The following is a 25,843-nucleotide window of genomic DNA, read 5'->3' on the forward strand; positions in this document are numbered from 1 at the left end:
AAAGGTGTTGACGAAGCGAAAGAGACGCTTCATAATCTCGTTTCTCTGCTGCAGACGCAGCGACGCAGGAAGAAGCCGGCAGTTGATGAGTTTTAGCGGCGTTTTTGCGAACGATCTTTAAAAATTTACAGCCGACAGGTGTGGGCGCTTGATGCGGTGGGCGGGCCGGTGGATTCTTCGGAGTCTGTCGGAAAGCACAAGTATCAAGAGTCTCACACCAAAGTAAGTCAGGTTTTTGAATTTATTCAGAACCTGTCAGCTTTGAGTGAGCGACCTGTTCCGAGAGGGACAGAAAACAGTAACAGGTTTGAACTGAAGAGTTTGATCCTGGCTCAGATTGAACGCTGGCGGCATGCCTTACACATGCAAGTCGAACGGCAGCGCGGGAGCAATCCTGGCGGCGAGTGGCGAACGGGTGAGTAATACATCGGAACGTGTCCTGGAGTGGGGGATAGCCCGGCGAAAGCCGGATTAATACCGCATACGCTCTGAGGAGGAAAGCGGGGGATCTTCGGACCTCGCGCTCAAGGGGCGGCCGATGGCAGATTAGGTAGTTGGTGGGGTAAAGGCCTACCAAGCCGACGATCTGTAGCTGGTCTGAGAGGACGACCACCCACACTGGGACTGAGACACGGCCCAGACTCCTACGGGAGGCAGCAGTGGGGAATTTTGGACAATGGGGGCAACCCTGATCCAGCAATGCCGCGTGTGTGAAGAAGGCCTTCGGGTTGTAAAGCACTTTTGTCCGGGAAGAAATCCTCTTCGATAATACCGGGGGGGGATGACGGTACCGGAAGAATAAGCACCGGCTAACTACGTGCCAGCAGCCGCGGTAATACGTAGGGTGCGAGCGTTAATCGGAATTACTGGGCGTAAAGCGTGCGCAGGCGGTGATGTAAGACCGATGTGAAATCCCCGGGCTTAACCTGGGAACTGCATTGGTGACTGCATCGCTGGAGTATGGCAGAGGGGGGTAGAATTCCACGTGTAGCAGTGAAATGCGTAGAGATGTGGAGGAATACCGATGGCGAAGGCAGCCCCCTGGGCCAATACTGACGCTCATGCACGAAAGCGTGGGGAGCAAACAGGATTAGATACCCTGGTAGTCCACGCCCTAAACGATGTCAACTGGTTGTCGGGCCTTCATTGGCTTGGTAACGTAGCTAACGCGTGAAGTTGACCGCCTGGGGAGTACGGTCGCAAGATTAAAACTCAAAGGAATTGACGGGGACCCGCACAAGCGGTGGATGATGTGGATTAATTCGATGCAACGCGAAAAACCTTACCTACCCTTGACATGGATGGAAGTCTGCCGAGAGGTGGATGTGCCCGAAAGGGAGCCATCACACAGGTGCTGCATGGCTGTCGTCAGCTCGTGTCGTGAGATGTTGGGTTAAGTCCCGCAACGAGCGCAACCCTTGTCCCCAGTTGCTACGCAAGAGCACTCCGGGGAGACTGCCGGTGACAAACCGGAGGAAGGTGGGGATGACGTCAAGTCCTCATGGCCCTTATGGGTAGGGCTTCACACGTCATACAATGGTCGGAACAGAGGGTTGCCAAGCCGCGAGGTGGAGCCAATCCCAGAAAACCGATCGTAGTCCGGATCGCAGTCTGCAACTCGACTGCGTGAAGCTGGAATCGCTAGTAATCGCGGATCAGCATGCCGCGGTGAATACGTTCCCGGGTCTTGTACACACCGCCCGTCACACCATGGGAGTGGGTTTTGCCAGAAGTGGCTAGTCTAACCGCAAGGAGGACGGTCACCACGGCAGGATTCATGACTGGGGTGAAGTCGTAACAAGGTAGCCGTATCGGAAGGTGCGGCTGGATCACCTCCTTTCCAGAGCTTTCTGCTCACTGCGTGTTAAGCGCTCACACTTGTCGGCTGTAGAAAAGACAGACTCAGGGGTCTGTAGCTCAGTCGGTTAGAGCACCGTCTTGATAAGGCGGGGGTCGATGGTTCGAATCCATCCAGACCCACCACTGTCTGTGGACGGGCAGATCCCTTGAGAATGTGACTGGGGGATTAGCTCAGCTGGGAGAGCACCTGCTTTGCAAGCAGGGGGTCGTCGGTTCGATCCCGTCATCCTCCACCAATCCTTAATGCCTAGTGTCCGGTTTGAACACAAACCGGGTATTACGCATTGGCGATTGAGCCAGTCAGAGCGGTACGTAAAGTATCGGCTGTCGTTCTTTAACAATCAGGAAGAAGTAGTAAAGAGATTCATCTGAACGCGTCTAGAGATGGGCGTCAGTAAGTGAATCAGGGTTGTGATTGTATCGAAGTATTTTTTAAGTGATCGAAAGATTGCTTTGGAATACGGCACAACGCGAAAACTCAGCCTGTAGCGAGTGAGTCCGGACGTGGCAACACGAAAGAGACACACCCGTTATAGGGTCAAGCGAACAAGTGCATGTGGTGGATGCCTTGGCGATCACAGGCGATGAAGGACGCGGTAGCCTGCGAAAAGCCCCGGGGAGCTGGCAAACAAGCTTTGATCCGGGGATGTCCGAATGGGGAAACCCACTCCGTATGGAGTATCCGTAGCTGAATCCATAGGCTACGTGAAGCGAACGCGGCGAACTGAAACATCTAAGTAGCCGCAGGAAAAGAAATCAACCGAGATTCCCAGAGTAGTGGCGAGCGAAATGGGATCAGCCTGTACTCTTTATCTGAACTGTTAGCCAAACACTCTGGAAAGTGTGGCCATAGCGGGTGATAGCCCCGTAGGCGAAAACAGATTGGAAGAACTGGGTGTACGACAAGTAGGGCGGGACACGTGAAATCCTGTCTGAAGATGGGGGGACCATCCTCCAAGGCTAAATACTCGTGATCGACCGATAGTGAACCAGTACCGTGAGGGAAAGGCGAAAAGAACCCCGGGAGGGGAGTGAAACAGATCCTGAAACCGCATGCATACAAACAGTCGGAGCCTCGCAAGGGGTGACGGCGTACCTTTTGTATAATGGGTCAGCGACTTACATTCAGTGGCGAGCTTAACCGGATAGGGCAGGCGTAGCGAAAGCGAGTCCGAACAGGGCGATTAGTCGCTGGGTGTAGACCCGAAACCAGGTGATCTATCCATGGCCAGGTTGAAGGCACGGTAACACGTGCTGGAGGACCGAACCCACTAACGTTGAAAAGTTAGGGGATGAGCTGTGGATAGGGGTGAAAGGCTAAACAAACCTGGAAATAGCTGGTTCTCTCCGAAAACTATTTAGGTAGTGCCTCGTGTCTCACCTTCGGGGGTAGAGCACTGTCATGGTTGAAGGGTCCATTGCGGATTACTTCGCCATAGCAAACTCCGAATACCGAAGAGTGCAATCACGGGAGACAGACATCGGGTGCTAACGTCCGGTGTCAAGAGGGAAACAACCCAGACCGCCAGCTAAGGTCCCCAAATATGGCTAAGTGGGAAACGAAGTGGGAAGGCTAAAACAGTCAGGAGGTTGGCTTAGAAGCAGCCACCCTTTAAAGAAAGCGTAATAGCTCACTGATCGAGTCGTCCTGCGCGGAAGATGTAACGGGGCTAAGCCATATACCGAAGCTGCGGATGCACATTTATGTGCATGGTAGGAGAGCGTTCTGTAAGCCTGCGAAGGTGCACCGGAAGGTGTGCTGGAGGTATCAGAAGTGCGAATGCTGACATGAGTAGCGATAAAGGGGGTGAAAGGCCCCCTCGCCGTAAGCCCAAGGTTTCCTACGCAACGTTCATCGGCGTAGGGTGAGTCGGCCCCTAAGGCGAGGCAGAAATGCGTAGCTGATGGGAAGCAGGTCAATATTCCTGCACCGGCGTGAAATGCGATGGGGGGACGGATCGCGGAAGGTTGTCCGGGTGTTGGAAGTCCCGGTCGCTGCATTGGAGAAGGCGCTTTGGCAAATCCGGGCGCAGGATTCAAGGGTGTGGCGCGAGCTTCTTCGGAAGCGAAGCAACTGGAAGGGGTTCCAGGAAAAGCCTCTAAGCTTCAGTTTCACGTTGACCGTACCGCAAACCGACACAGGTGGGCGAGATGAGTATTCTAAGGCGCTTGAGAGAACTCGGGAGAAGGAACTCGGCAAATTGGTACCGTAACTTCGGGATAAGGTACGCCCTGGTAGCTTGACCGGCCTGCGCCGGAAGGGTGAAGGGGTTGCAATAAACTGGTGGCTGCGACTGTTTAATAAAAACACAGCACTCTGCAAACACGAAAGTGGACGTATAGGGTGTGACGCCTGCCCGGTGCCGGAAGATTAAATGATGGGGTGCAAGCTCTTGATTGAAGTCCCGGTAAACGGCGGCCGTAACTATAACGGTCCTAAGGTAGCGAAATTCCTTGTCGGGTAAGTTCCGACCTGCACGAATGGCGTAACGATGGCCACACTGTCTCCTCCCGAGACTCAGCGAAGTTGAAGTGTTTGTGATGATGCAATCTCCCCGCGGCTAGACGGAAAGACCCCATGAACCTTTACTGCAGCTTTGCATTGGACTTTGAACCGGTTTGTGTAGGATAGGTGGGAGGCTGTGAAGCGGGAACGCCAGTTCTCGTGGAGCCGTCCTTGAAATACCACCCTGATCTGTTTGAGGTTCTAACCCTGGTCCGTGAATCCGGATCGGGGACAGTGCATGGCAGGCAGTTTGACTGGGGCGGTCTCCTCCCAAAGGGTAACGGAGGAGTACGAAGGTACGCTAGGTACGGTCGGAAATCGTGCTGATAGTGCAATGGCATAAGCGTGCTTGACTGTGAGACTGACAAGTCGAACAGGTGCGAAAGCAGGTCATAGTGATCCGGTGGTTCTGTATGGAAGGGCCATCGCTCAACGGATAAAAGGTACTCTGGGGATAACAGGCTGATACCGCCCAAGAGTTCATATCGACGGCGGTGTTTGGCACCTCGATGTCGGCTCATCTCATCCTGGGGCTGTAGCCGGTCCCAAGGGTATGGCTGTTCGCCATTTAAAGAGGTACGTGAGCTGGGTTTAAAACGTCGTGAGACAGTTTGGTCCCTATCTGCCGTGGGCGCTGGAAGTTTGAGGGGGCCTGCTCCTAGTACGAGAGGACCGGAGTGGACGAACCTCTGGTGTACCGGTTGTCACGCCAGTGGCATTGCCGGGTAGCTATGTTCGGAAGAGATAACCGCTGAAAGCATCTAAGCGGGAAACTCGCCTCAAGATGAGACTTCCCCGGAGCTTCGAGCTCCTTGAAGGGTCGTTCGAGACCAGGACGTTGATAGGTCAGGTGTGGAAGCGCAGTAATGCGTTAAGCTAACTGATACTAATTGCCCGTAAGGCTTGATCCTATAACAGGTGTGCCTCGCTCCCGACGTGGAGTGAAGTGCGCACAGGTTGAGAGATCGGTGTTGTGCCACAAACAACACAACCCCAACAAGAAACCTCTTTACGCTTCTTCCCGACTGGCTGTGGCGCAGGAAACTGCGACGCAGCAACCCGTCATGCCTGATGACCATAGCGAGCTGGTCCCACCCCTTCCCATCCCGAACAGGACCGTGAAACAGCTCCACGCCGATGATAGTGCGGATTGCCCGTGTGAAAGTAGGTAATCGTCAGGCTCCTTATCCAGCAGAACCCCGGCCCTCACAAGCCGGGGTTTTTGCTTTTGTTCTAGCCCTATAAGTGAGAGCGTTGTGGGTTCTGCTCCGAACAAAGTGCTTGACACTTAGCGGATGTTCCCCCATAATCATCAGCTCTCTGCGGAGGGGTGCCCGAGTGGCTAAAGGGGGCAGACTGTAAATCTGTTGGCTTACGCCTACGTTGGTTCGAATCCAACCTCCTCCACCAGAATTCAGCTGAAGTAGTGTCGGGAATCGGCGTTAGCCGACAAAATCGGCGAACCTCGCGGGTGTAGCTCAATGGTAGAGCAGAAGCCTTCCAAGCTTACGACGAGGGTTCGATTCCCTTCACCCGCTCCAGCAAAGTGAAGTAAATGCCCATGTGGCTCAGTGGTAGAGCACTCCCTTGGTAAGGGAGAGGTCGGCAGTTCGATCCTGCCCATGGGCACCAGTTGGACACAGCGGTATCAGTCTGCACCAGCAAGACCAGTGATTGTTTGCGCGCCCCGCGCAACGTACGGAAAATCCTCTTAGGAGTCGAATATGGCCAAGGGTAAGTTTGAGCGGACGAAGCCGCACGTGAACGTGGGCACGATCGGTCACGTTGACCACGGCAAGACCACGCTGACGGCAGCGATCACGACGGTTCTGACCAAGAAGTTCGGTGGCGAAGCCAAGGCGTACGACCAGATCGACGCGGCGCCGGAAGAAAAGGCCCGTGGTATTACCATCAACACGGCGCACGTCGAGTACGAAACGGCGAACCGCCACTACGCGCACGTTGACTGCCCGGGCCACGCCGACTATGTGAAGAACATGATCACGGGTGCCGCGCAGATGGACGGCGCGATCCTGGTGTGCTCGGCCGCCGACGGCCCGATGCCGCAGACGCGTGAGCACATCCTGCTGGCCCGCCAGGTTGGCGTGCCGTACATCATCGTGTTCCTGAACAAGTGCGACATGGTGGACGACGCGGAGCTGCTCGAGCTGGTCGAAATGGAAGTGCGCGAACTTCTGTCGAAGTACGACTTCCCGGGCGACGACACGCCGATCATCAAGGGTTCGGCGAAGCTGGCGCTGGAAGGCGACACGGGCGAGCTGGGCGAAGTGGCGATCATGAACCTGGCCGACGCGCTGGACACGTACATCCCGACGCCGGAGCGCGCGGTTGACGGTGCGTTCCTGATGCCGGTGGAAGACGTGTTCTCGATCTCGGGTCGCGGCACGGTGGTGACGGGTCGTATCGAGCGCGGCGTGGTGAAGGTTGGCGAGGAAATCGAGATTGTCGGTATCAAGCCGACGGTGAAGACGACCTGCACGGGCGTGGAAATGTTCCGCAAGCTGCTCGACCAGGGTCAGGCGGGCGACAACGTGGGTATCCTGCTGCGCGGCACGAAGCGTGAAGACGTGGAGCGTGGCCAGGTGCTGGCGAAGCCGGGTTCGATCACGCCGCACACGCACTTCACGGCCGAAGTGTACGTGCTGAGCAAGGACGAAGGCGGCCGTCACACGCCGTTCTTCAACAACTACCGTCCGCAGTTCTACTTCCGTACGACGGACGTGACGGGCTCGATCGAGCTGCCGAAGGACAAGGAAATGGTGATGCCGGGCGACAACGTGTCGATCACGGTGAAGCTGATTGCGCCGATCGCGATGGAAGAAGGTCTGCGCTTCGCGATCCGCGAAGGTGGCCGTACCGTCGGCGCAGGTGTCGTCGCCAAGGTTATCGAGTAAGCCAGTTAGCTCGTTGACCGGTTGTTTCCGGGGTTGGCGAAGCCGCCAACCCCAAAATGGTTTAGGGGTATAGCTCAACTGGCAGAGCGTCGGTCTCCAAAACCGAAGGTTGGGGGTTCGATTCCCTCTGCCCCTGCCAACGTATCGCGCCTTAAGCGCGTTGTTCTTTAAGGTGTTATGGCGAATCCTTCCGTCGAAACTGTTAATACTTCCAGCGACAAGCTGATGCTTGCGGCGGGCGTATTGTTGGTGTTGGCCGGGTTCGTAGGGTTCTACTGGCTCGGTAGCCAGGAGTGGTATGTCCGCGGTGCCGTACTGGCAGTTGGCGTCATCGCGGGGGTGGTAGTCGGTCTTCTCTCGGCGCCCGGCAAGAGCTTCATCGCGTTTGCCAAAGACTCGTACAAAGAAGTTCGCAAGGTCGTCTGGCCGACCCGCAAAGAGGCCACGCAGACAACGCTTGTGGTCTTCGGCTTTGTGCTGGCCATGGCCATCTTTCTGTGGATTTGCGACAAATCCATCGAATGGGTGATTTTCTCGGCGATTCTGGGTTGGAAATGATATGAGCGATACACCGGCATCCCCGAGCGGAAAACGTTGGTACGTCGTGCACGCCTACTCCGGCATGGAGAAGAGCGTGCAACGTGCGCTTCAAGAGCGCATCGACCGTGCCGGCATGCAGGACAAGTTTGGCCAGATCCTCGTCCCGACTGAAGAAGTCGTCGAGGTAAAGGGTGGTCACAAATCGGTGACCGAACGTCGTTTCTTCCCGGGCTATGTTCTGGTCGAGATGGAAATGACGGACGAAACGTGGCACCTCGTGAAGAACACGGCGAAGGTGACCGGTTTCGTCGGCGGGGCACGTAATCGCCCGAGCCCGATTTCGCCGCGCGAAGTCGAAAAGATCATGTCGCAGATGCAGGAGGGCGTGGAGAAGCCGCGTCCCAAGACCCTGTTTGAAGTCGGCGAGATGGTTCGTGTGAAGGACGGTCCGTTCACGGACTTCAATGGCAGCGTCGAAGAAGTGAACTACGAAAAATCGCGCGTTCGGGTTTCCGTCACCATTTTCGGTCGTGCCACACCGGTCGAACTCGAATTCGGCCAGGTCGAAAAGCTGTAAATCGAATTCCAACGGGTCGCGTCTACGGATGCGGCCCGTTCTTTCGCGCTTACGGTCCGCGTTATGGCCGTAGAGGAGCGTCAGTAGTCCAGCAGCGGTAGTACGCCGGACGAAAGCGCGCTATCACTCACCTGAACGCTTACGCGTTCCAACGAGGTTTTCAACATGGCAAAGAAAATCATCGGCTTTATCAAGCTGCAGATTCCTGCAGGTAAAGCCAACCCGTCGCCGCCGGTCGGTCCCGCACTGGGCCAGCGCGGTCTGAACATCATGGAGTTCTGCAAGGCGTTCAACGCGCAGACTCAAGCGATGGAGCCGGGGCTGCCGGTGCCGGTCGTTATCACGGCATTCGCGGACAAGAGCTTCACGTTCATCCTGAAGACGCCGCCGGCTACGGTTCTGATCAAGAAGGCAGCGAAGGTCGACAAGGGTTCGGCCAAGCCGCACACCGACAAGGTCGCCACGATCACGCGCGCTCAGGCTGAAGAAATCGCCAAGACCAAGATGCCGGATCTTACGGCAGCGGATATGGACGCAGCGGTCCGCACGATCGCTGGTAGCGCCCGCTCGATGGGCATCGTCGTGGAGGGCGTGTAAATGGCTAAGGTTTCGAAGCGTCAAAAGGCACTCGCTGCCAAGGTCGACAGCCAGAAGCTGTACCCGATCGCCGACGCACTGTCGCTCGTGAAGGAATGCGCCACGGCGAAGTTCGACGAGTCGGTCGACGTCGCGGTCCAGCTCGGCATCGATGCGAAGAAGTCGGACCAGGTCGTTCGCGGCTCGGTCGTGCTGCCCGCAGGCACCGGCAAGTCGGTTCGCGTTGCCGTGTTCGCGCAAGGTGAAAAGGCTGAACAAGCTCGCGCAGCCGGCGCCGAAATCGTCGGCATGGAAGACCTCGCCGAGCAGATCAAGGGTGGCAATCTGAACTTCGACATCGTGATCGCTTCGCCGGACACGATGCGCGTCGTCGGTACGCTCGGTCAAATCCTCGGCCCGCGCGGCCTGATGCCGAACCCGAAGGTCGGCACCGTGACGCCGGACGTCGCCACCGCGGTCAAGAACGCGAAGGCGGGTCAGGTGCAGTTCCGTGTCGACAAGGCCGGTATCATCCACGCGACCATTGGCCGTGCATCGTTTGAGCCGGCAGCGCTGCGCAGCAACCTGGACGCGCTCCTCGACGCCCTGACCAAGGCAAAGCCGGCGACGAGCAAGGGCGTGTACCTGCGCAAGATCGCAGTTTCGAGCACGATGGGCGTCGGCGTTCGCGTCGATCAGTCGTCGCTCGCAGCGTAATAGTTTTGCCGCGCTGCGGTCCCAAAAGGGTCGCAGCGCGGATTTAAAGGGCTTTGGGCGGTTGTGCGCTGGCAGTCTCGCATCGTGCAACCGGTTGTCAAAGACCGTTGGCGGAAATGCAGCAGTTGGGTGTTTCCTTAATGCAAAGCCAACGCAGATGGCGAACCCGAAAAGGTTTTGAAGTGCTGTAGCGAGCGGGAGCGGGCGGCAACGTCCACAAACGCAAACTGAGTTACTCCGGACTGGTCGGTCGCCGTTGTTGAATGCGGCATCTGGCGTGAAAGCGTTGGGTGTCGAATCTGGAGGTTAACCGTGCCACTGAACAAAGAAGGTAAGCAGGCCGTCGTCGCTGAAGTCTCCGCGCAAGTCGCGAAGGCTCAGACCGTCGTGTTGGCCGAGTATCGTGGAATCGCGGTTGGCGATCTGACCAAGCTGCGCGCGAAAGCGCGCGAGCAGCAGGTGTACCTCCGCGTGTTGAAGAACACGCTGGCGCGTCGCGCCGTTGAAGGTACCCCGTTTGCTCCGCTGGCAGAGCAGATGACTGGTCCCCTGATCTACGGCATCTCGGAAGATGCCATTGCTGCAGCGAAGGTCGTCAATGACTTCGCCAAAGGCAATGACAAGTTGATCATCAAGGCCGGTTCCTACGAAGGCAAGGTGATGGACAAGGCAGGCGTGCAAGCGCTGGCCAGCATCCCGAGCCGCGAAGAACTGCTCTCGAAGCTGCTGTTCGTTATGCAAGCTCCGGTTTCCGGTATGGCGCGCGCCCTGGCCGCGCTGGCGGAAAAGAAGCAAGCAGAAGCTGCCTGATTTCAGGTCAGCGAACGAACACAGGCAAGCGAGAAGGATCGCTAGCTGTTTCCGAATTCAAATCTGGAGTAATTTCAAATGGCAATCGCAAAAGAAGACATCCTCGAAGCCGTTGGCTCGATGTCGGTTCTCGAACTGAACGAACTGGTCAAGGCTTTCGAAGAGAAGTTTGGCGTGTCGGCAGCTGCTGTGGCAGTCGCTGGCCCGGCAGGCGGCGCTGGTGCAGCTGCAGCTGCTGAAGAGCAGACCGAATTCACGGTCAACCTGCTTGAAGCAGGCGCAAACAAGGTGTCGGTCATCAAGGCCGTTCGCGAACTGACGGGTCTCGGCCTGAAGGAAGCGAAGGATCTGGTCGACGGTGCACCGAAGCCCGTGAAGGAAGCGGTGCCCAAGGCCGCTGCTGAAGAAGCGAAGAAGAAGCTGGAAGAAGCCGGCGCGAAGGCTGAAATCAAGTAAGTTTCAGCGCGCTGTGCGAAGGCTGGCGGTTTTTACACCGCCGGCCTTTTTGTGCTTTGTGGATTCTGCGTTTTTGTGTTCGATTTTTCAGGAGTCGGAGGCAGGATGCGGAACCCAGAAGCCAAAGAAAAACGTCTTTCGCCGGGTGCAAGCTGCAAGGGCACTATCCAGGCGCACGACGCTTCTCTTTGTCTTCTGAAGCGACTGCAGAAGGCAAGTTTGGTCGGGCAGCGGGCAAGTTATGACAAGCCGAAATCCGTTGCCGTCAGCCAGCGGTTGGTAGAGGCCAACCACCAAGCTTCCAGGGCTCGCGCAGCCATCGGGTCTCAGTCGGTGAACACTCGGGTCGTCCTACCCGCCGTGATTCGGAGATCGTATGCAATATTCCTTCACCGAGAAGAAGCGTATTCGCAAGAGTTTCGCGAAGCGCCCCATCGTTCACCAGGTTCCTTTCCTGCTGGCTACCCAGCTTGAATCATTCAGCACGTTTCTGCAAGCAGAAACGCCGACCGTACAACGCAAACCGGAAGGTCTGCAGGCTGCGTTTACGTCCGTTTTTCCTATTGTTTCCCATAACGGCTTTGCTCGTCTAGAGTTCGTCAGCTACATGCTGTCGCCGCCGGCATTCAACATCAAGGAATGCCAGCAGCGTGGCCTGACGTACTGCTCGGCGCTGCGCGCCAAGGTGCGTCTCGTCCTGCTCGACAAGGAATCGCCGAGCAAGCCGGTCGTCAAGGAAGTGAAGGAGCAGGAAGTGTACATGGGCGAAATTCCGCTTATGACGCCGACGGGCTCGTTCGTCATCAACGGTACCGAGCGTGTCATCGTCTCGCAGCTACACCGTTCGCCTGGCGTGTTCTTCGAACACGACAAGGGCAAGACGCACAGCTCGGGCAAGCTGCTCTTCTCGGCCCGTATCATTCCTTACCGCGGCTCGTGGCTCGATTTCGAGTTCGATCCGAAGGACGTGCTGTACTTCCGCGTCGACCGTCGCCGCAAGATGCCGGTCACGATCCTGCTGAAGGCCATCGGCCTCACGCCGGAACAGATCCTCGCGAACTTCTTCGTGTTCGACAACTTCACGCTGATGCCGGAAGGCGCGCAGATGGAGTTCGTGCCGGAGCGTCTGCGCGGCGAAGTTGCGCGCTTCGACATTAGCGATCGCGAAGGCAAGGTCATCGTCCAGAAGGACAAGCGGATCAACGCGAAGCACATCCGCGACCTCGAAAACGCGAAGACGACGTTCATTTCGGTCCCCGAAGATTATCTGCTCGGCCGCGTTCTCGCGAAGAACGTCGTCGACGGCGACACGGGCGAAGTGATCGCGAACGCGAACGACGAAATCACCGAAAGCGTGCTCGACAAGCTGCGCGAAGCGAAGATCAAGGACATCCAGACGCTCTACACGAACGATCTGGACCAGGGGCCGTACATCTCGTCGACGCTGCGTATCGATGAAACCGCCGATCAAACGGCTGCGCGCATCGCGATCTACCGCATGATGCGTCCGGGCGAGCCGCCGACCGAAGAAGCGGTCGAGGCCCTGTTCAATCGTCTGTTCTACAGCGAAGAAGCGTACGACCTCTCGAAGGTGGGTCGTATGAAGTTCAACCGCCGTGTCGGCCGCGACGAAATCGTCGGCCCGATGACGCTGCAGGATGACGACATTCTCGCGACGATCAAGATCCTCGTCGAACTGCGCAACGGCAAGGGCGAAGTGGACGACATCGACCACCTCGGCAACCGTCGTGTGCGTTGCGTGGGCGAACTCGCGGAAAATCAGTTCCGCGCGGGTCTCGTGCGTGTCGAGCGTGCAGTGAAGGAACGCCTCGGCCAGGCCGAAAGCGAAAACCTGATGCCGCACGACCTGATCAACTCGAAGCCGATTTCGTCGGCGATTCGCGAGTTCTTCGGTTCGTCGCAGCTCTCGCAGTTCATGGACCAGACCAACCCGCTCTCGGAAATCACGCACAAGCGTCGTGTTTCCGCACTGGGCCCGGGCGGTCTGACGCGTGAGCGCGCAGGCTTCGAAGTCCGCGACGTGCACCCGACCCACTATGGCCGTGTGTGCCCGATCGAGACGCCGGAAGGTCCGAACATTGGTCTGATCAACTCGCTCGCTCTGTACGCTCACCTGAACGAATACGGCTTCCTCGAAACGCCGTATCGCAAGGTCGCGGACGGCAAGGTGACCGACCAGATCGACTATCTGTCGGCAATCGAAGAAGGCCGTTACGTGATCGCTCAGGCGAACGCGGCAGTGGCCGACGACGGTACGCTGACCGACGAACTCGTCTCGTCGCGTGAAGCCGGCGAAACGCTGATGGTCACGCCGGACCGCATCCAGTACATGGACGTGGCGCCGTCGCAGATCGTCTCGGTTGCAGCTTCGCTGATTCCGTTCCTCGAGCACGACGACGCGAACCGTGCACTGATGGGTTCGAACATGCAGCGTCAGGCCGTGCCTTGCCTGCGTCCGGAAAAGCCGGTCGTCGGTACGGGCATCGAGCGTACGGTTGCGGTTGACTCGGGCACGACGGTTCAGGCGCTGCGTGGTGGCGTGGTCGATTACGTCGACGCAGGCCGTATCGTGATTCGCGTGAACGATGATGAAGCCGTCGCCGGTGAAGTCGGCGTGGACATTTACAACCTCATCAAGTACACGCGTTCGAACCAGAACACGAACATCAACCAGCGTCCGATCGTGAAGATGGGCGACAAGGTTGCGCGCGGCGACGTGCTGGCTGACGGCGCATCGACCGATCTGGGCGAGCTCGCGCTCGGCCAGAACATGCTGATCGCGTTCATGCCGTGGAATGGCTACAACTTCGAAGACTCGATCCTGATCTCGGAGAAGGTGGTTGCGGACGATCGCTACACGTCGATCCACATCGAAGAACTGAATGTCGTTGCGCGCGACACGAAGCTCGGACCGGAAGAAATCACGCGCGACATTTCGAACCTCGCGGAAGTGCAGCTTGGCCGTCTCGACGAGTCGGGCATCGTGTACATCGGCGCGGAAGTCGAAGCGGGCGACGTGCTCGTGGGCAAGGTCACGCCGAAGGGCGAAACCCAGCTCACGCCGGAAGAAAAGCTGCTGCGAGCGATCTTTGGCGAGAAGGCTTCGGACGTGAAGGATACGTCGCTGCGCGTGCCCTCGGGCATGAGCGGCACGGTCATCGACGTGCAGGTGTTCACGCGTGAAGGCATCCAGCGCGACAAGCGTGCGCAACAGATCATCGACGATGAACTGAAGCGCTATCGCCTCGACCTGAACGACCAGTTGCGCATCGTGGAAGGCGACGCGTTCCAGCGTCTCGCGCGCATGCTCGACGGCAAGGTGGCGAACGGCGGTCCGAAGAAGCTCGCGAAGGGCACGAAGATCGATCAGGCTTATCTGAGCGATCTCGACCACTACCACTGGTTCGACATCCGCCTCGCCGACGAAGAAGCCGCGGCCCAGCTTGAAGCGATCAAGAACTCGATCGAAGAGAAGCGCCACCAGTTCGACCTCGCGTTCGAAGAGAAGCGCAAGAAGCTCACGCAAGGCGACGAACTGCCGCCGGGCGTGCTGAAGATGGTCAAGGTGTACCTCGCGGTGAAGCGCCGTCTGCAGCCTGGCGACAAGATGGCCGGCCGTCACGGTAACAAGGGTGTCGTGTCGAAGATCGTTCCGATCGAAGACATGCCGTACATGGCTGATGGCCGTCCGGCCGACGTCGTGCTGAACCCGCTCGGCGTGCCGTCACGGATGAACGTGGGTCAGGTTCTCGAAGTGCATCTCGGCTGGGCCGCGAAGGGTCTTGGCTGGCGTATCGGCGAAATGCTGCAGCGTCAGACGAAGATCGCGGAAGTGCGCGCGTTCCTCACGAAGATCTACAACGAGTCGGGTCACGCGGAAGATCTGGACAGCTTCAGCGACGACGAGATTCTCGAACTCGCGCGGAATCTGCGTGAAGGCGTGCCGTTCGCGACGCCGGTGTTCGACGGTGCGACCGAAGAAGAAATGTCGAAGATGCTCGATCTCGCCTATCCGGACGATATCGCGCAGAACCTCGGCATGACGAAGTCGAAGAACCAGGTGCGTCTGTACGACGGCCGCACGGGTGAAGCCTTCGAGCGTACGGTCACCGTGGGCTACATGCACTACCTGAAGCTGCACCACCTTGTCGACGACAAGATGCACGCGCGTTCGACGGGTCCGTACTCGCTCGTCACGCAGCAGCCGCTGGGTGGTAAGGCGCAGTTCGGTGGCCAGCGTTTCGGTGAAATGGAAGTGTGGGCGCTCGAAGCGTATGGCGCTTCGTATGTGCTGCAGGAAATGTTGACGGTGAAGTCCGACGACGTGACGGGCCGGACGAAGGTGTACGAGAACCTTGTCAAGGGCGACCACGTGATCGACGCGGGCATGCCGGAATCCTTCAATGTGCTGGTGAAGGAAATCCGCTCGCTCGGTATCGACATCGACCTCGACCGCAACTAATCGGACTACGGAGAGAAGGCAATGAAAGCTCTGCTCGATCTATTCAAGCAAGTCCAACAAGAAGAAGTTTTCGACGCGATCAAGATCGGTCTGGCCTCGCCGGACAAGATCCGCTCGTGGTCGTTCGGTGAAGTGAAGAAGCCGGAGACCATCAACTACCGGACGTTCAAGCCGGAACGCGATGGTCTGTTCTGCGCGAAGATCTTCGGGCCGATCAAGGACTACGAGTGCCTGTGCGGCAAGTACAAGCGCCTGAAGCACCGTGGCGTGATCTGCGAGAAGTGCGGCGTGGAAGTCACGCTGGCGAAGGTGCGCCGCGAACGCATGGGCCACATCGAACTGGCCTCGCCGGTCGCGCACATCTGGTTCCTGAAGTCGCTGCCGTCGCGTCTGGGCATGGTGCTCGACATGACGCTGCGCGACATCGAGCGCGTGCTGTACTTCGAAGCGTACGTGGTGATCGAACCGGGCATGACGCCGCTGAAGGCGCGTCAGATCATGACCGAAGAGGATTACTACAACAAGGTCGAGGAATACGGCGACGAATTCCGTGCCGAAATGGGCGCGGAAGGCGTGCGCGAGCTGCTGCGCGCGATCAACATCGACGAGCAGGTCGAGACGCTGCGCACGGAGCTGAAGAACACCGGCTCGGAAGCGAAGATCAAGAAGTACGCGAAGCGCCTGAAGGTGCTCGAGGCCTTCCAGCGTTCGGGCATCAAGCCCGAATGGATGGTGCTCGAAGTGCTGCCGGTGCTGCCGCCGGAACTGCGTCCGCTCGTGCCGCTCGACGGCGGCCGTTTCGCGACCTCGGACCTGAACGATCTGTATCGCCGCGTCATCAACCGCAACAACCGTCTGAAGCGTCTGCTCGAGCTCAAGGCGCCGGAGATCATCGTCCGCAACGAAAAGCGGATGCTCCAGGAAGCGGTTGACTCGCTGCTCGACAACGGTCGTCGCGGCAAGGCGATGACGGGCGCGAACAAGCGTCCGCTCAAGTCGCTCGCCGACATGATCAAGGGTAAGGGCGGCCGCTTCCGCCAGAACCTGCTGGGCAAGCGCGTGGACTACTCGGGCCGTTCGGTCATCGTGGTGGGTCCGACGCTCAAGCTGCACCAGTGCGGTCTGCCGAAGCTGATGGCGCTCGAACTCTTCAAGCCGTTCATCTTCAACAAGCTGGAAACGATGGGTGTTGCCACGACCATCAAGGCGGCGAAGAAGGAAGTCGAGAACCAGACGGCGGTGGTGTGGGACATCCTCGAAGAGGTGATCCGCGAGCATCCGGTCATGCTGAACCGTGCGCCTACTCTTCACCGTCTCGGTATCCAGGCTTTCGAGCCGGTGCTGATCGAAGGTAAGGCAATCCAGCTGCACCCGCTCGTTTGCGCGGCGTTCAACGCCGACTTCGACGGTGACCAGATGGCCGTTCACGTTCCGCTGTCGCTCGAAGCGCAGATGGAAGCGCGCACGCTCATGCTTGCGTCGAACAACGTCCTGTTCCCGGCCAACGGCGATCCGTCGATCGTGCCGTCGCAGGATATCGTGCTGGGCCTGTACTACGCCACGCGTGAAGCGGTCAACGGCAAGGGCGAAGGCATGACGTTCACGGGCGTGTCGGAAGTGCTCCGCGCGTACGAGAACAAGGAAGTCGAGCTGGCTTCGCGCGTCAACGTGCGTATTACCGAAATGGTCCACAACGAGGACAAGTCGGAAGGCGCACCCGCGTTCGTGCCGAAGATCTCGCTGTATGCGACCACGGTCGGCCGCTCGATCCTGTCGGAAATCCTGCCGCCGGGCCTGCCGTTCACGGTGCTGAACAAGCCGCTGAAGAAGAAGGAAATCTCGCGTCTGATCAACACCGCGTTCCGCAAGTGCGGTCTGCGCGAAACGGTGATCTTCGCCGACCAGCTGATGCAGTCGGGCTTCCGTCTTGCTACGCGCGCCGGTATTTCGATCTGCGTGGACGACATGCTCGTGCCGCCGCAGAAGGAAACCATTGTCGGCGACGCCGCAAAGAAGGTGAAGGAGTACGACCGTCAGTACATGTCGGGTCTCGTCACCGCGCAGGAACGCTACAACAACGTGGTCGACATCTGGTCGGCAACGTCGGAAGCGGTCGGCAAGGCGATGATGGAGCAGCTCGCGACGGAACCGGTGGTGGACCGCGACGGCAAGGAAACGCGTCAGGAATCGTTCAACTCGATCTACATGATGGCCGACTCGGGCGCGCGGGGTTCCGCGGTCCAGATCCGTCAGTTGGCGGGTATGCGTGGCCTGATGGCGAAGCCGGACGGCTCGATTATCGAAACGCCGATTACCGCGAACTTCCGCGAAGGTTTGAACGTGTTGCAGTACTTCATCTCGACCCACGGCGCACGTAAGGGTCTGGCTGATACGGCACTGAAGACCGCGAACTCGGGTTACCTGACGCGTCGTCTCGTCGACGTGACGCAGGATCTCGTGGTCGTCGAGGACGATTGCGGCACGTCGAACGGCGTGGCGATGAAGGCGCTCGTGGAAGGCGGTGAAGTCGTCGAAGCGCTGCGCGACCGTATTCTCGGCCGCGTCGCGGTGGCGGACGTCGTCAATCCGGAAACGCAGGAAACGCTGTACGAAGCGGGCTCGCTGCTGGACGAAGATTCGGTCGAAGAGATCGAGCGTCTCGGCATCGACGAAGTGCGCGTGCGCACGCCGCTCACCTGCGAAACGCGCTATGGCCTGTGCGCAGCGTGCTACGGCCGCGACCTCGGCCGCGGCTCGCGCGTGAACGTCGGCGAAGCCGTCGGCGTGATCGCGGCACAGTCGATCGGCGAACCGGGCACGCAGCTCACGATGCGTACGTTCCACATCGGTGGCGCGGCGTCGCGTGCGGCGGTGGCTTCGTCGGTGGAAGCCAAGTCGAACGGTACGGTCCGCTTCACGGTGACGATGCGTTACGTCACGAATGCGAAGGGCGAGCAGATCGTCATCTCGCGTTCGGGCGAAGCCATCATTGCCGACGATCACGGCCGCGAGCGCGAGCGTCACAAGGTGCCGTACGGCGCGACGCTGCTGCAGCTCGACGGTGCGCAGATCAAGGCCGGCGCGCAGCTCGCAACGTGGGATCCGCTCACGCGTCCGATCATCACCGAGTACGGTGGCACGGTGAAGTTCGAAAACGTCGAGGAAGGCGTGACCGTGGCGAAGCAGATCGACGACGTCACGGGTCTGTCGACCCTCGTCGTGATCGACGTGAAGCGCCGCGGTTCGCAGGCTTCGAAGAGCGTGCGTCCGCAGGTCAAGCTGATCGACGCGAACGGCGACGAAGTGAAGATTCCGGGCACGGAGCATTCGGTGCAGATCGGCTTCCAGGTGGGCGCGCTGATCACCGTGAAGGACGGTCAGCAGGTTCAGGTGGGTGAAGTGCTCGCACGTATCCCGACCGAAGCGCAGAAGACGCGTGACATTACCGGTGGTCTGCCGCGTGTGGCGGAACTGTTCGAAGCACGTTCGCCGAAGGACGCAGGTATCCTGGCGGAAGTCACGGGTACGACGTCGTTCGGCAAGGACACGAAGGGCAAGCAGCGTCTCGTCATCACGGACCTCGAAGGCAATCAGCACGAGTTCCTGATCGCGAAGGAAAAGCAGGTGCTGGTCCACGACGGTCAGGTCGTCAACAAGGGCGAAATGATCGTGGACGGCCCGGCCGATCCGCACGACATCCTGCGTCTGCAGGGTATCGAGGCGCTGTCGCGCTACATCGTGGACGAAGTGCAGGACGTGTACCGTCTGCAGGGCGTGAAGATCAACGACAAGCACATCGAAGTGATCGTGCGTCAGATGCTGCGCCGCGTGCAGATCACCGACAACGGCGATACGCGTTTCATTCCTGGCGAACAGGTCGAGCGGTCGGACATGCTCGACGAAAACGACAAGATGAACGCGGAAGACAAGCGTCCGGCAACGTACGAGAACGTGCTGCTCGGTATCACGAAGGCTTCGCTCTCGACCGACTCGTTCATCTCGGCGGCGTCGTTCCAGGAAACGACCCGCGTGCTGACCGAAGCGGCGATCATGGGCAAGCGCGACGATCTGCGTGGCCTGAAGGAAAACGTGATCGTCGGCCGTCTGATTCCGGCCGGTACGGGTCTCGCGTTCCACAAGGCGCGCCGTGCGAAGGAATCGTCGGATCGCGAGCGTTTCGACCAGATCGCAGCGGAAGAAGCGTTCGACTTCGGCACGCCGGAAACCCCGGCTGTCGAGGAGCCGCAGCAGCCGCATACGACGGACGAGTAAGCAGCGGGGCGGCGTCAGCCGCCTCTTGCCGAAACTTCGCCGCGATGGCGTCGCAAAGCCGTCTGGTTTCGACCGGACGGCTTTTTTATTTGGCGCTGGCGCGCCGGCGGTGCGGTACATGTTGCGCTCGCGCCTGCGGCCTCGTGCCGCAGTGTCGGCGCGGCGCGCTGCGTGCCGGAGTGCAGCGTGCTAACGTAGCGCGCCACGTCTGCGCTCGTGCGGATTTCCGTATGGCATGGGCGGTGTTATCTGAATCTGGAGGCGGTAATCATGTGGTTGGTCGGGACCGGTCTCATCCTGAATCTGGTGGCGTGCGTCGCCATCTTTTCGCATCTGCTGCATAACGTCGGGGCGCAGTCGGCCGCGATGTTCTTCGCGACGTTTCTCGTCCTCTGGGCGTTTCTGATCATCGGCTTCATCATGCAGCTCGCCGGCAAGGTGAAGATGGGCGCCGCACTTCTCGCGCTCGGCTCGCTCCTGCTCGTGGCCGGTAGTGTCGTGCTGCTGCCGGTCGGGTTGCTTGTGGTCGTCGCCGTCGTTGCCGGTATCGTGACGATCGTCGGTGCGCTTCAGCGTGCGGGCCGGCGCGGATTTTAAGGCCGGGGCGCTCGTTTTCCTCGCTTTCCTCCCGTATTTCCCAGGCCGAACGGCCAATCTTCGCGGTCACGGCGGTCAAGGCGCGCCCGGGTTGGTAAAATCCGGTCCACTGCCTTTGCTTCGCGCTTTTCTACCGATCCGTCGCCGCCTTCATGTCCCGCTCCCTCGAAATTCTCAACGAAGTCTTCGGTTATCCCGCCTTTAGAGGGCAGCAAGCCGAGATCGTCGAGCATGTCGCGGCTGGCGGGGACTCATTGGTGCTCATGCCCACCGGCGGCGGCAAGTCGCTCTGCTACCAGATCCCGGCGCTCGTGCGCCACGAGGCCGGTCATGGCGCCGGCATCGTCGTTTCTCCGCTCATCGCACTCATGCAGGACCAGGTGGCGGCGCTCACCGAAGTGGGCGTACGTGCCGCCTACCTCAACTCGACGCTCTCCGGCTCCGAGGCCGCTGCCACGGAGCGCGCGCTGCGCGAAGGCGACATCGATCTGCTCTATGTCGCGCCGGAGCGGCTCATGACGCCGCGTTTTCTCGATCTGCTCGAACGCGCGCGCATCGGCCTGTTCGCCATCGACGAGGCACATTGCGTGTCCCAATGGGGACACGATTTCCGGCCCGAGTACATTCAGCTCTCGGTGCTGCACGAGCGGTTCCCGAACGTTCCGCGCATTGCGCTCACCGCGACTGCGGACGCCATCACGCGCGACGAGATCGTGCACCGCCTCGCGCTCGACGACGCCCGTATTTTCGTGTCGAGCTTCGACAGGCCGAACATCCGCTACCGCATTGTCGAAAAGGACAACGCGCGCGCGCAGCTGCTGGATTTCATCCGCGCCGAGCACACGCGCGCCGACGGCACGACGGACGCCGGCGTCGTCTATTGCCTCTCGCGCCGAAAGGTCGAGGAGACCGCGGAATGGCTGAAGGGGCAGGGCGTTCGCGCGTTGCCCTATCACGCCGGCATGGAGTTCGAAGTACGCCAGCAGCATCAGGAGATGTTCCAGCGCGAGGAGGGCGTCGTGATGTGCGCGACTATCGCTTTCGGTATGGGCATCGACAAACCTGACGTGCGCTTCGTGGCGCACCTCGATCTGCCCAAGAGCGTGGAAGGTTATTACCAGGAAACCGGCCGCGCGGGCCGTGACGGGCTGGCGGCGAACGCATGGATGGCCTATGGCCTCGGCGACGTCGTTCAGCAGCGCAAGATGATCGACGAATCCGATGCGGACGAGGCCCACAAGCGCGTGCAGACCGGCAAGCTCGACGCGCTGCTCGGCCTGTGCGAAACCGCGTCGTGCCGCCGCGTGCGGCTGCTTGCCTACTTCGGCGAAGAGAGCAAGCCCTGCGGCAACTGCGATACGTGCCTTGAGCCGCCCGACACCTGGGATGCCACGCGCGAGGCGCAGATGGCGCTTTCGTGCGTGTTCCGCGCGCAGCGTGCCAGCGGCTTCAATTTCGGCGCGGGCCATCTGATCGACATCCTGCGCGGCAACCGCAACGAAAAGATCTTGCAGCGCGGGCACGAGAAGATTTCGACGTTCGGCATCGGCGCGGCGCTCGCTGAAGCCGAGTGGCGAGCAATCTTCCGGCAGCTCGTGGCGTTCGGTTTTCTCGCCGTCGATCACGACGGCTTCGGTTCGCTCGTGCTCACGGAGGCGAGCAAGCCCGTCCTTAAGGGCGAGCAGAAGGTGACGATGCGCCGCTACGTCAAGCCGCAGCGCACGCGCCAGTCGTCCGGCCGCACGAGCGAGCGCGCCGATCCGACCCTTGGCATGAGCCCGCGCCAGCGATCGCGCTGGGACCGCCTGCGTCTATGGCGTACCGAAACGGCGAAGAGCGAGGGCGTGCCGGCTTATGTCATCTTCCACGACGCCACGCTGGCTGAGATCGCCCGTAACGGCCCCGAGTCCGTCGACGAGCTGCGCGAGATTCCCGGCATTGGCGCGCGCAAGCTCGAACGCTTCGGCGAGGAGCTCGTCGAGGTGGTCGGCGACGAATAAGCGGTTTCCGTTATCGCCCGTTGCGAAGGGCCAAGTCTCCGAAAGTCGCAAGCCGTTGACTTGCTTGGCATTTTCGGAATATCATGCTGGGTTCCGGTTCTTGGGATGTTTGCGCTCGCCGTCCGAATGGTGGGAAACAAACGTCCGTGGGGACTCCCCATTACGGGTTCCGGATCGATTGCGCATGGTTTTCCGCTTTGCCCGGGAATAAATGCGCCGATTTTGTTCAATTTCAGGAATAAACAATGCCAACCATCAATCAACTGGTTCGCAAAGGCCGCGCTTCGGAAGCTACGAAGAGCAAGAGCCCGGCCCTGCAGGACTGCCCGCAGCGTCGCGGCGTGTGCACCCGCGTGTACACGACGACGCCGAAGAAGCCGAACTCGGCACTCCGTAAGGTCGCCAAGGTTCGCCTCACGAACGGCTTCGAAGTCATTTCGTACATCGGTGGTGAAGGCCACAACCTGCAGGAACACTCGGTCGTGCTGATCCGCGGCGGCCGTGTGAAGGACTTGCCGGGTGTGCGTTACCACATGGTTCGTGGCTCGCTGGATACCCAGGGCGTCAAGGATCGTAAGCAGGCTCGTTCGAAGTATGGCGCAAAGCGCGCCAAGGCTGCGAAGTAAGCATTACAGAAGGGTCGTCCGTGCTTGTCGAAAGCGCGAGGCGATACAGGCGGTGGTGCCGGATTCGCCGGTGCTGTCGAGTAAGTGGTCACCCGACCAGGCTGGTAAGTCGTGAGATGAATCGGGTTAGTTGGTGGCCGCGGAGCGTTGGGTTCTCTCCACGCTTCAACTGAAAAGTTAAAGGAAGAAACATGCCGCGTCGTCGCGAAGTCCCCAAGCGGGAAGTGTTGCCGGATCCGAAGTTCGGCAACGTTGATGTAGCCAAGTTCATGAACGTGCTGATGCTCTCCGGCAAGAAGTCGGTTGCCGAGCGTATCGTGTACGGCGCTTTCGAACAGATCCAGACCAAGGGTGGCAAGGACCCGCTGGAAGTGTTCACTGTCGCGCTCAACAACGTGAAGCCGGTGGTGGAAGTGAAGAGCCGCCGCGTTGGTGGTGCGAACTATCAGGTTCCGGTCGAAGTGCGCCCCTCGCGTCGTATGGCATTGGCGATGCGTTGGCTGCGTGAAGCCGCGAAGAAGCGCAGCGAGAAGTCGATGGCCCTGCGTCTGGCAGGTGAACTCTCCGAAGCGGCCGAAGGCCGTGGCGGCGCGATGAAGAAGCGCGACGAAGTTCACCGGATGGCAGAAGCGAACAAGGCGTTCTCGCACTTCCGCTTCTAAGAGAAAACCCCAACTGGGGTTTGCTCCAAAAGCGGAAAAAATTCCGGGCGGGTGCGCTTATCCAGCGCCTCGCCCGTTTGTGTTCAGGCGCGTCGGGATCGAACCCGGCGCGCACCTCCCCATAGAGGATCAAAGTGGCTCGCAAGACTCCTATCGAGCGCTACCGCAACATCGGTATTAGCGCTCACATCGACGCCGGCAAGACGACGACGACCGAGCGCATTCTGTTCTACACCGGCGTGAACCACAAGATTGGTGAAGTTCACGACGGCGCCGCCACCATGGACTGGATGGAGCAGGAGCAGGAGCGTGGCATCACGATTACCTCCGCTGCTACCACGGCCTTCTGGAAGGGCATGGGCGGCAACTATCCGGAACACCGCATCAACATCATCGACACCCCGGGCCACGTCGACTTCACGATTGAAGTCGAGCGCTCGATGCGCGTGCTCGACGGCGCATGCATGGTCTACTGCGCGGTGGGTGGTGTGCAGCCGCAGTCGGAAACGGTGTGGCGCCAGGCGAACAAGTACAAGGTTCCCCGTCTCGCGTTCGTCAACAAGATGGACCGTACCGGCGCGAACTTCTTCAAGGTCTACGACCAGCTGAAGACCCGCCTGAAGGCGAATCCGGTTCCCGTCGTGGTGCCGATCGGCTCGGAAGAAACCTTCAAGGGCGTCGTCGACCTCCTGAAGATGAAGGCCATCATTTGGGACGAAGCGTCGCAAGGTACGAAGTTCGACTACGTCGACATCCCGGCCGAACTCGTTGACACGTGCAACGAGTGGCGCGAGAAGATGATCGAGTCGGCAGCCGAAGCCAGCGAAGAGCTGATGGAAAAGTACCTCGGCGGCGAAGAGCTCTCGGAAGCCGAAGTCGTCAAGGCGCTGCGCGACCGTACGATCGCGTGCGAAATCCAGCCGATGCTGTGCGGCACCGCGTTCAAGAACAAGGGCGTGCAGCGCATGCTCGACGCCGTGATCGACTTCCTGCCGTCGCCGGTGGACATTCCCCCGGTCAAGGGCGAGCTCGAAAACGGTGAAACGGCAGAGCGCCGCGCAGCCGACGACGAGAAGTTCTCGGCACTCGCGTTCAAGATCATGACCGACCCGTTCGTCGGCCAGCTGATCTTCTTCCGCGCGTACTCGGGCGTCGTCAACTCGGGCGACACGGTGCTGAACTCGACGAAGGGCAAGAAGGAACGCCTCGGTCGTATTCTGCAGATGCACGCGAACAACCGTGAAGAAATCAAGGAAGTTCGTGCAGGCGACATTGCTGCGGCTGTCGGCCTGAAGGAAGCGACCACGGGTGACACGCTGTGCGACCCGGCGAACCCGATCGTTCTGGAGCGCATGGTGTTCCCGGAGCCGGTGATTTCGCAGGCCGTCGAGCCGAAGACGAAGCCGGACCAGGAAAAGATGGGCCTCGCGCTCAACCGCCTGGCACAGGAAGATCCGTCGTTCCGCGTCCAGACGGACGAGGAATCGGGCCAGACCATTATTTCGGGCATGGGCGAGCTCCACCTCGAAATTCTGGTCGACCGTATGAAGCGCGAATTCGGCGTGGAAGCGACCGTCGGCAAGCCGCAGGTTGCCTACCGCGAAACGATTCGCGCCATCGCGAAGGACGTCGAAGGCAAGTTCGTCAAGCAGTCGGGTGGTCGCGGCCAGTACGGTCACGCGGTCATTACGCTTGAGCCGAACGAGCAGGGCAAGGGCTACGAGTTCCTGGACGAGATCAAGGGCGGTGTGATTCCGCGCGAATACATTCCGGCGGTGGACAAGGGTATTGCCGATACGCTGAAGTCGGGCGTGCTGGCGGGCTTCCCGGTCGTCGACGTGAAGGTTCACCTGACGTTCGGTTCGTACCACGACGTTGACTCGAACGAAAACGCGTTCCGCATGGCCGGTTCGATGGCGTTCAAGGAAGCGATGCGCAAGGCTCAGCCGGTCATCCTCGAACCGATGATGGCCGTCGAAGTCGAAACGCCGGAAGACTACATGGGCAACGTGATGGGCGACCTGTCGGGCCGTCGCGGTATCGTCCAGGGCATGGAAGACATGGTTGGCGGCGGCAAGATCGTTCGCGCCGAAGTGCCGCTGTCGGAAATGTTCGGCTACTCGACGTCGCTGCGCTCGCTCACGCAGGGGCGCGCCACGTACACGATGGAATTCAAGCACTACGCAGAGGCACCGCGTAACGTGGCCGACGCGATCATCAGCGCGAAGGCGAAGTAAGCATCGGCA

14 protein-coding genes, 6 tRNA genes and 3 rRNA genes are annotated in these 25,843 nt (G+C 59.7%); all 23 read left to right on the forward strand.

The window, feature by feature from the left end:
• The first annotated feature begins 309 nt into the window (after positions 1-309).
• The 23 genes from WJ542_RS04825 (at position 310) to fusA (ending at position 25,834) form a co-directional block, all read left to right on the forward strand.
• A 16S ribosomal RNA gene (locus tag WJ542_RS04825) occupies positions 310-1,840 on the forward strand.
• A gap of 66 nt (positions 1,841-1,906) precedes the next feature.
• Positions 1,907-1,983 (forward strand) — tRNA-Ile (locus WJ542_RS04830).
• Between the two features lie 37 nt (positions 1,984-2,020).
• Positions 2,021-2,096: transfer RNA gene (locus WJ542_RS04835), tRNA-Ala, on the forward strand.
• Positions 2,097-2,396: 300 nt separating this feature from the next.
• Positions 2,397-5,277, forward strand: a 23S ribosomal RNA gene (locus tag WJ542_RS04840).
• A gap of 156 nt (positions 5,278-5,433) precedes the next feature.
• Positions 5,434-5,547: ribosomal RNA gene (gene rrf / locus WJ542_RS04845) — 5S ribosomal RNA — on the forward strand.
• The 16S, 23S and 5S rRNA genes sit together here with 5 tRNA genes alongside, the layout of an rRNA operon.
• Positions 5,548-5,690: 143 nt before the next feature.
• Positions 5,691-5,776, forward strand: a tRNA-Tyr gene (locus tag WJ542_RS04850).
• Between the two features lie 57 nt (positions 5,777-5,833).
• Positions 5,834-5,907: transfer RNA gene (locus WJ542_RS04855), tRNA-Gly, on the forward strand.
• A gap of 16 nt (positions 5,908-5,923) precedes the next feature.
• Positions 5,924-5,998 (forward strand) — tRNA-Thr (locus WJ542_RS04860).
• Between the two features lie 92 nt (positions 5,999-6,090).
• Positions 6,091-7,281: an elongation factor Tu gene (gene tuf / locus WJ542_RS04865; protein ID WP_411188250.1), complete on the forward strand. Its 1,191-nt coding sequence runs from the start codon at positions 6,091-6,093 to the stop codon at positions 7,279-7,281.
• 63 nt (positions 7,282-7,344) lie between these two features.
• Positions 7,345-7,420: transfer RNA gene (locus tag WJ542_RS04870), tRNA-Trp, on the forward strand.
• A 38-nt stretch (positions 7,421-7,458) separates the two neighbouring features.
• Entirely contained in the window at positions 7,459-7,839 is a 381-nt protein-coding gene (gene secE / locus WJ542_RS04875) for a preprotein translocase subunit SecE (RefSeq protein ID WP_411188251.1), read from the forward strand.
• 1 nt (position 7,840) lies between these two features.
• Entirely contained in the window at positions 7,841-8,398 is a 558-nt protein-coding gene (gene nusG / locus WJ542_RS04880) for a transcription termination/antitermination protein NusG (RefSeq protein WP_027797944.1), read from the forward strand.
• A 165-nt stretch (positions 8,399-8,563) separates the two neighbouring features.
• The gene (gene rplK, locus WJ542_RS04885; protein WP_027797945.1) at positions 8,564-8,995 is read left to right on the forward strand and encodes a 50S ribosomal protein L11; all 432 of its coding nucleotides are present in this window, start codon (positions 8,564-8,566) and stop codon (positions 8,993-8,995) included.
• Positions 8,996-9,691, forward strand: coding sequence for a 50S ribosomal protein L1 (gene rplA, locus WJ542_RS04890; protein ID WP_411188252.1), 696 nt, complete (start codon positions 8,996-8,998; stop codon positions 9,689-9,691).
• A gap of 312 nt (positions 9,692-10,003) precedes the next feature.
• The gene (gene rplJ, locus WJ542_RS04895) at positions 10,004-10,501 is read left to right on the forward strand and encodes a 50S ribosomal protein L10 (protein WP_028229635.1); all 498 of its coding nucleotides are present in this window, start codon (positions 10,004-10,006) and stop codon (positions 10,499-10,501) included.
• A 78-nt stretch (positions 10,502-10,579) separates the two neighbouring features.
• Complete coding sequence (gene rplL, locus WJ542_RS04900) at positions 10,580-10,957, forward strand: 50S ribosomal protein L7/L12 (RefSeq protein ID WP_027797948.1); 378 nt, start codon at positions 10,580-10,582, stop codon at positions 10,955-10,957.
• 376 nt (positions 10,958-11,333) lie between these two features.
• Positions 11,334-15,440 (forward strand): DNA-directed RNA polymerase subunit beta, encoded by a 4,107-nt coding sequence (gene rpoB, locus WJ542_RS04905; RefSeq protein ID WP_411188253.1) that lies wholly within the window; start codon positions 11,334-11,336, stop codon positions 15,438-15,440.
• Between the two features lie 21 nt (positions 15,441-15,461).
• Positions 15,462-19,712 carry a DNA-directed RNA polymerase subunit beta' gene (gene rpoC, locus WJ542_RS04910; protein WP_411188254.1) on the forward strand — a complete coding sequence of 1,417 codons (4,251 nt, stop codon included), beginning with the start codon at positions 15,462-15,464 and terminating at the stop codon, positions 19,710-19,712.
• 270 nt (positions 19,713-19,982) lie between these two features.
• Positions 19,983-20,309, forward strand: a complete 327-nt coding sequence (locus WJ542_RS04915; protein ID WP_411188255.1) for a hypothetical protein — start codon at positions 19,983-19,985, stop codon at positions 20,307-20,309.
• A 152-nt stretch (positions 20,310-20,461) separates the two neighbouring features.
• Entirely contained in the window at positions 20,462-22,309 is a 1,848-nt protein-coding gene (gene recQ / locus WJ542_RS04920; protein ID WP_411188256.1) for a DNA helicase RecQ, read from the forward strand.
• A gap of 245 nt (positions 22,310-22,554) precedes the next feature.
• Complete coding sequence (rpsL, locus tag WJ542_RS04925; protein ID WP_027797953.1) at positions 22,555-22,935, forward strand: 30S ribosomal protein S12; 381 nt, start codon at positions 22,555-22,557, stop codon at positions 22,933-22,935.
• A 191-nt stretch (positions 22,936-23,126) separates the two neighbouring features.
• Entirely contained in the window at positions 23,127-23,597 is a 471-nt protein-coding gene (rpsG, locus tag WJ542_RS04930; protein WP_006053291.1) for a 30S ribosomal protein S7, read from the forward strand.
• A gap of 134 nt (positions 23,598-23,731) precedes the next feature.
• Positions 23,732-25,834 (forward strand): elongation factor G, encoded by a 2,103-nt coding sequence (fusA, locus tag WJ542_RS04935; protein WP_411188257.1) that lies wholly within the window; start codon positions 23,732-23,734, stop codon positions 25,832-25,834.
• Positions 25,835-25,843: the final 9 nt, after the last annotated feature.

Source organism: Paraburkholderia yinzeri (assembly GCF_046581065.1).
Lineage (GTDB): Bacteria > Pseudomonadota > Gammaproteobacteria > Burkholderiales > Burkholderiaceae > Paraburkholderia.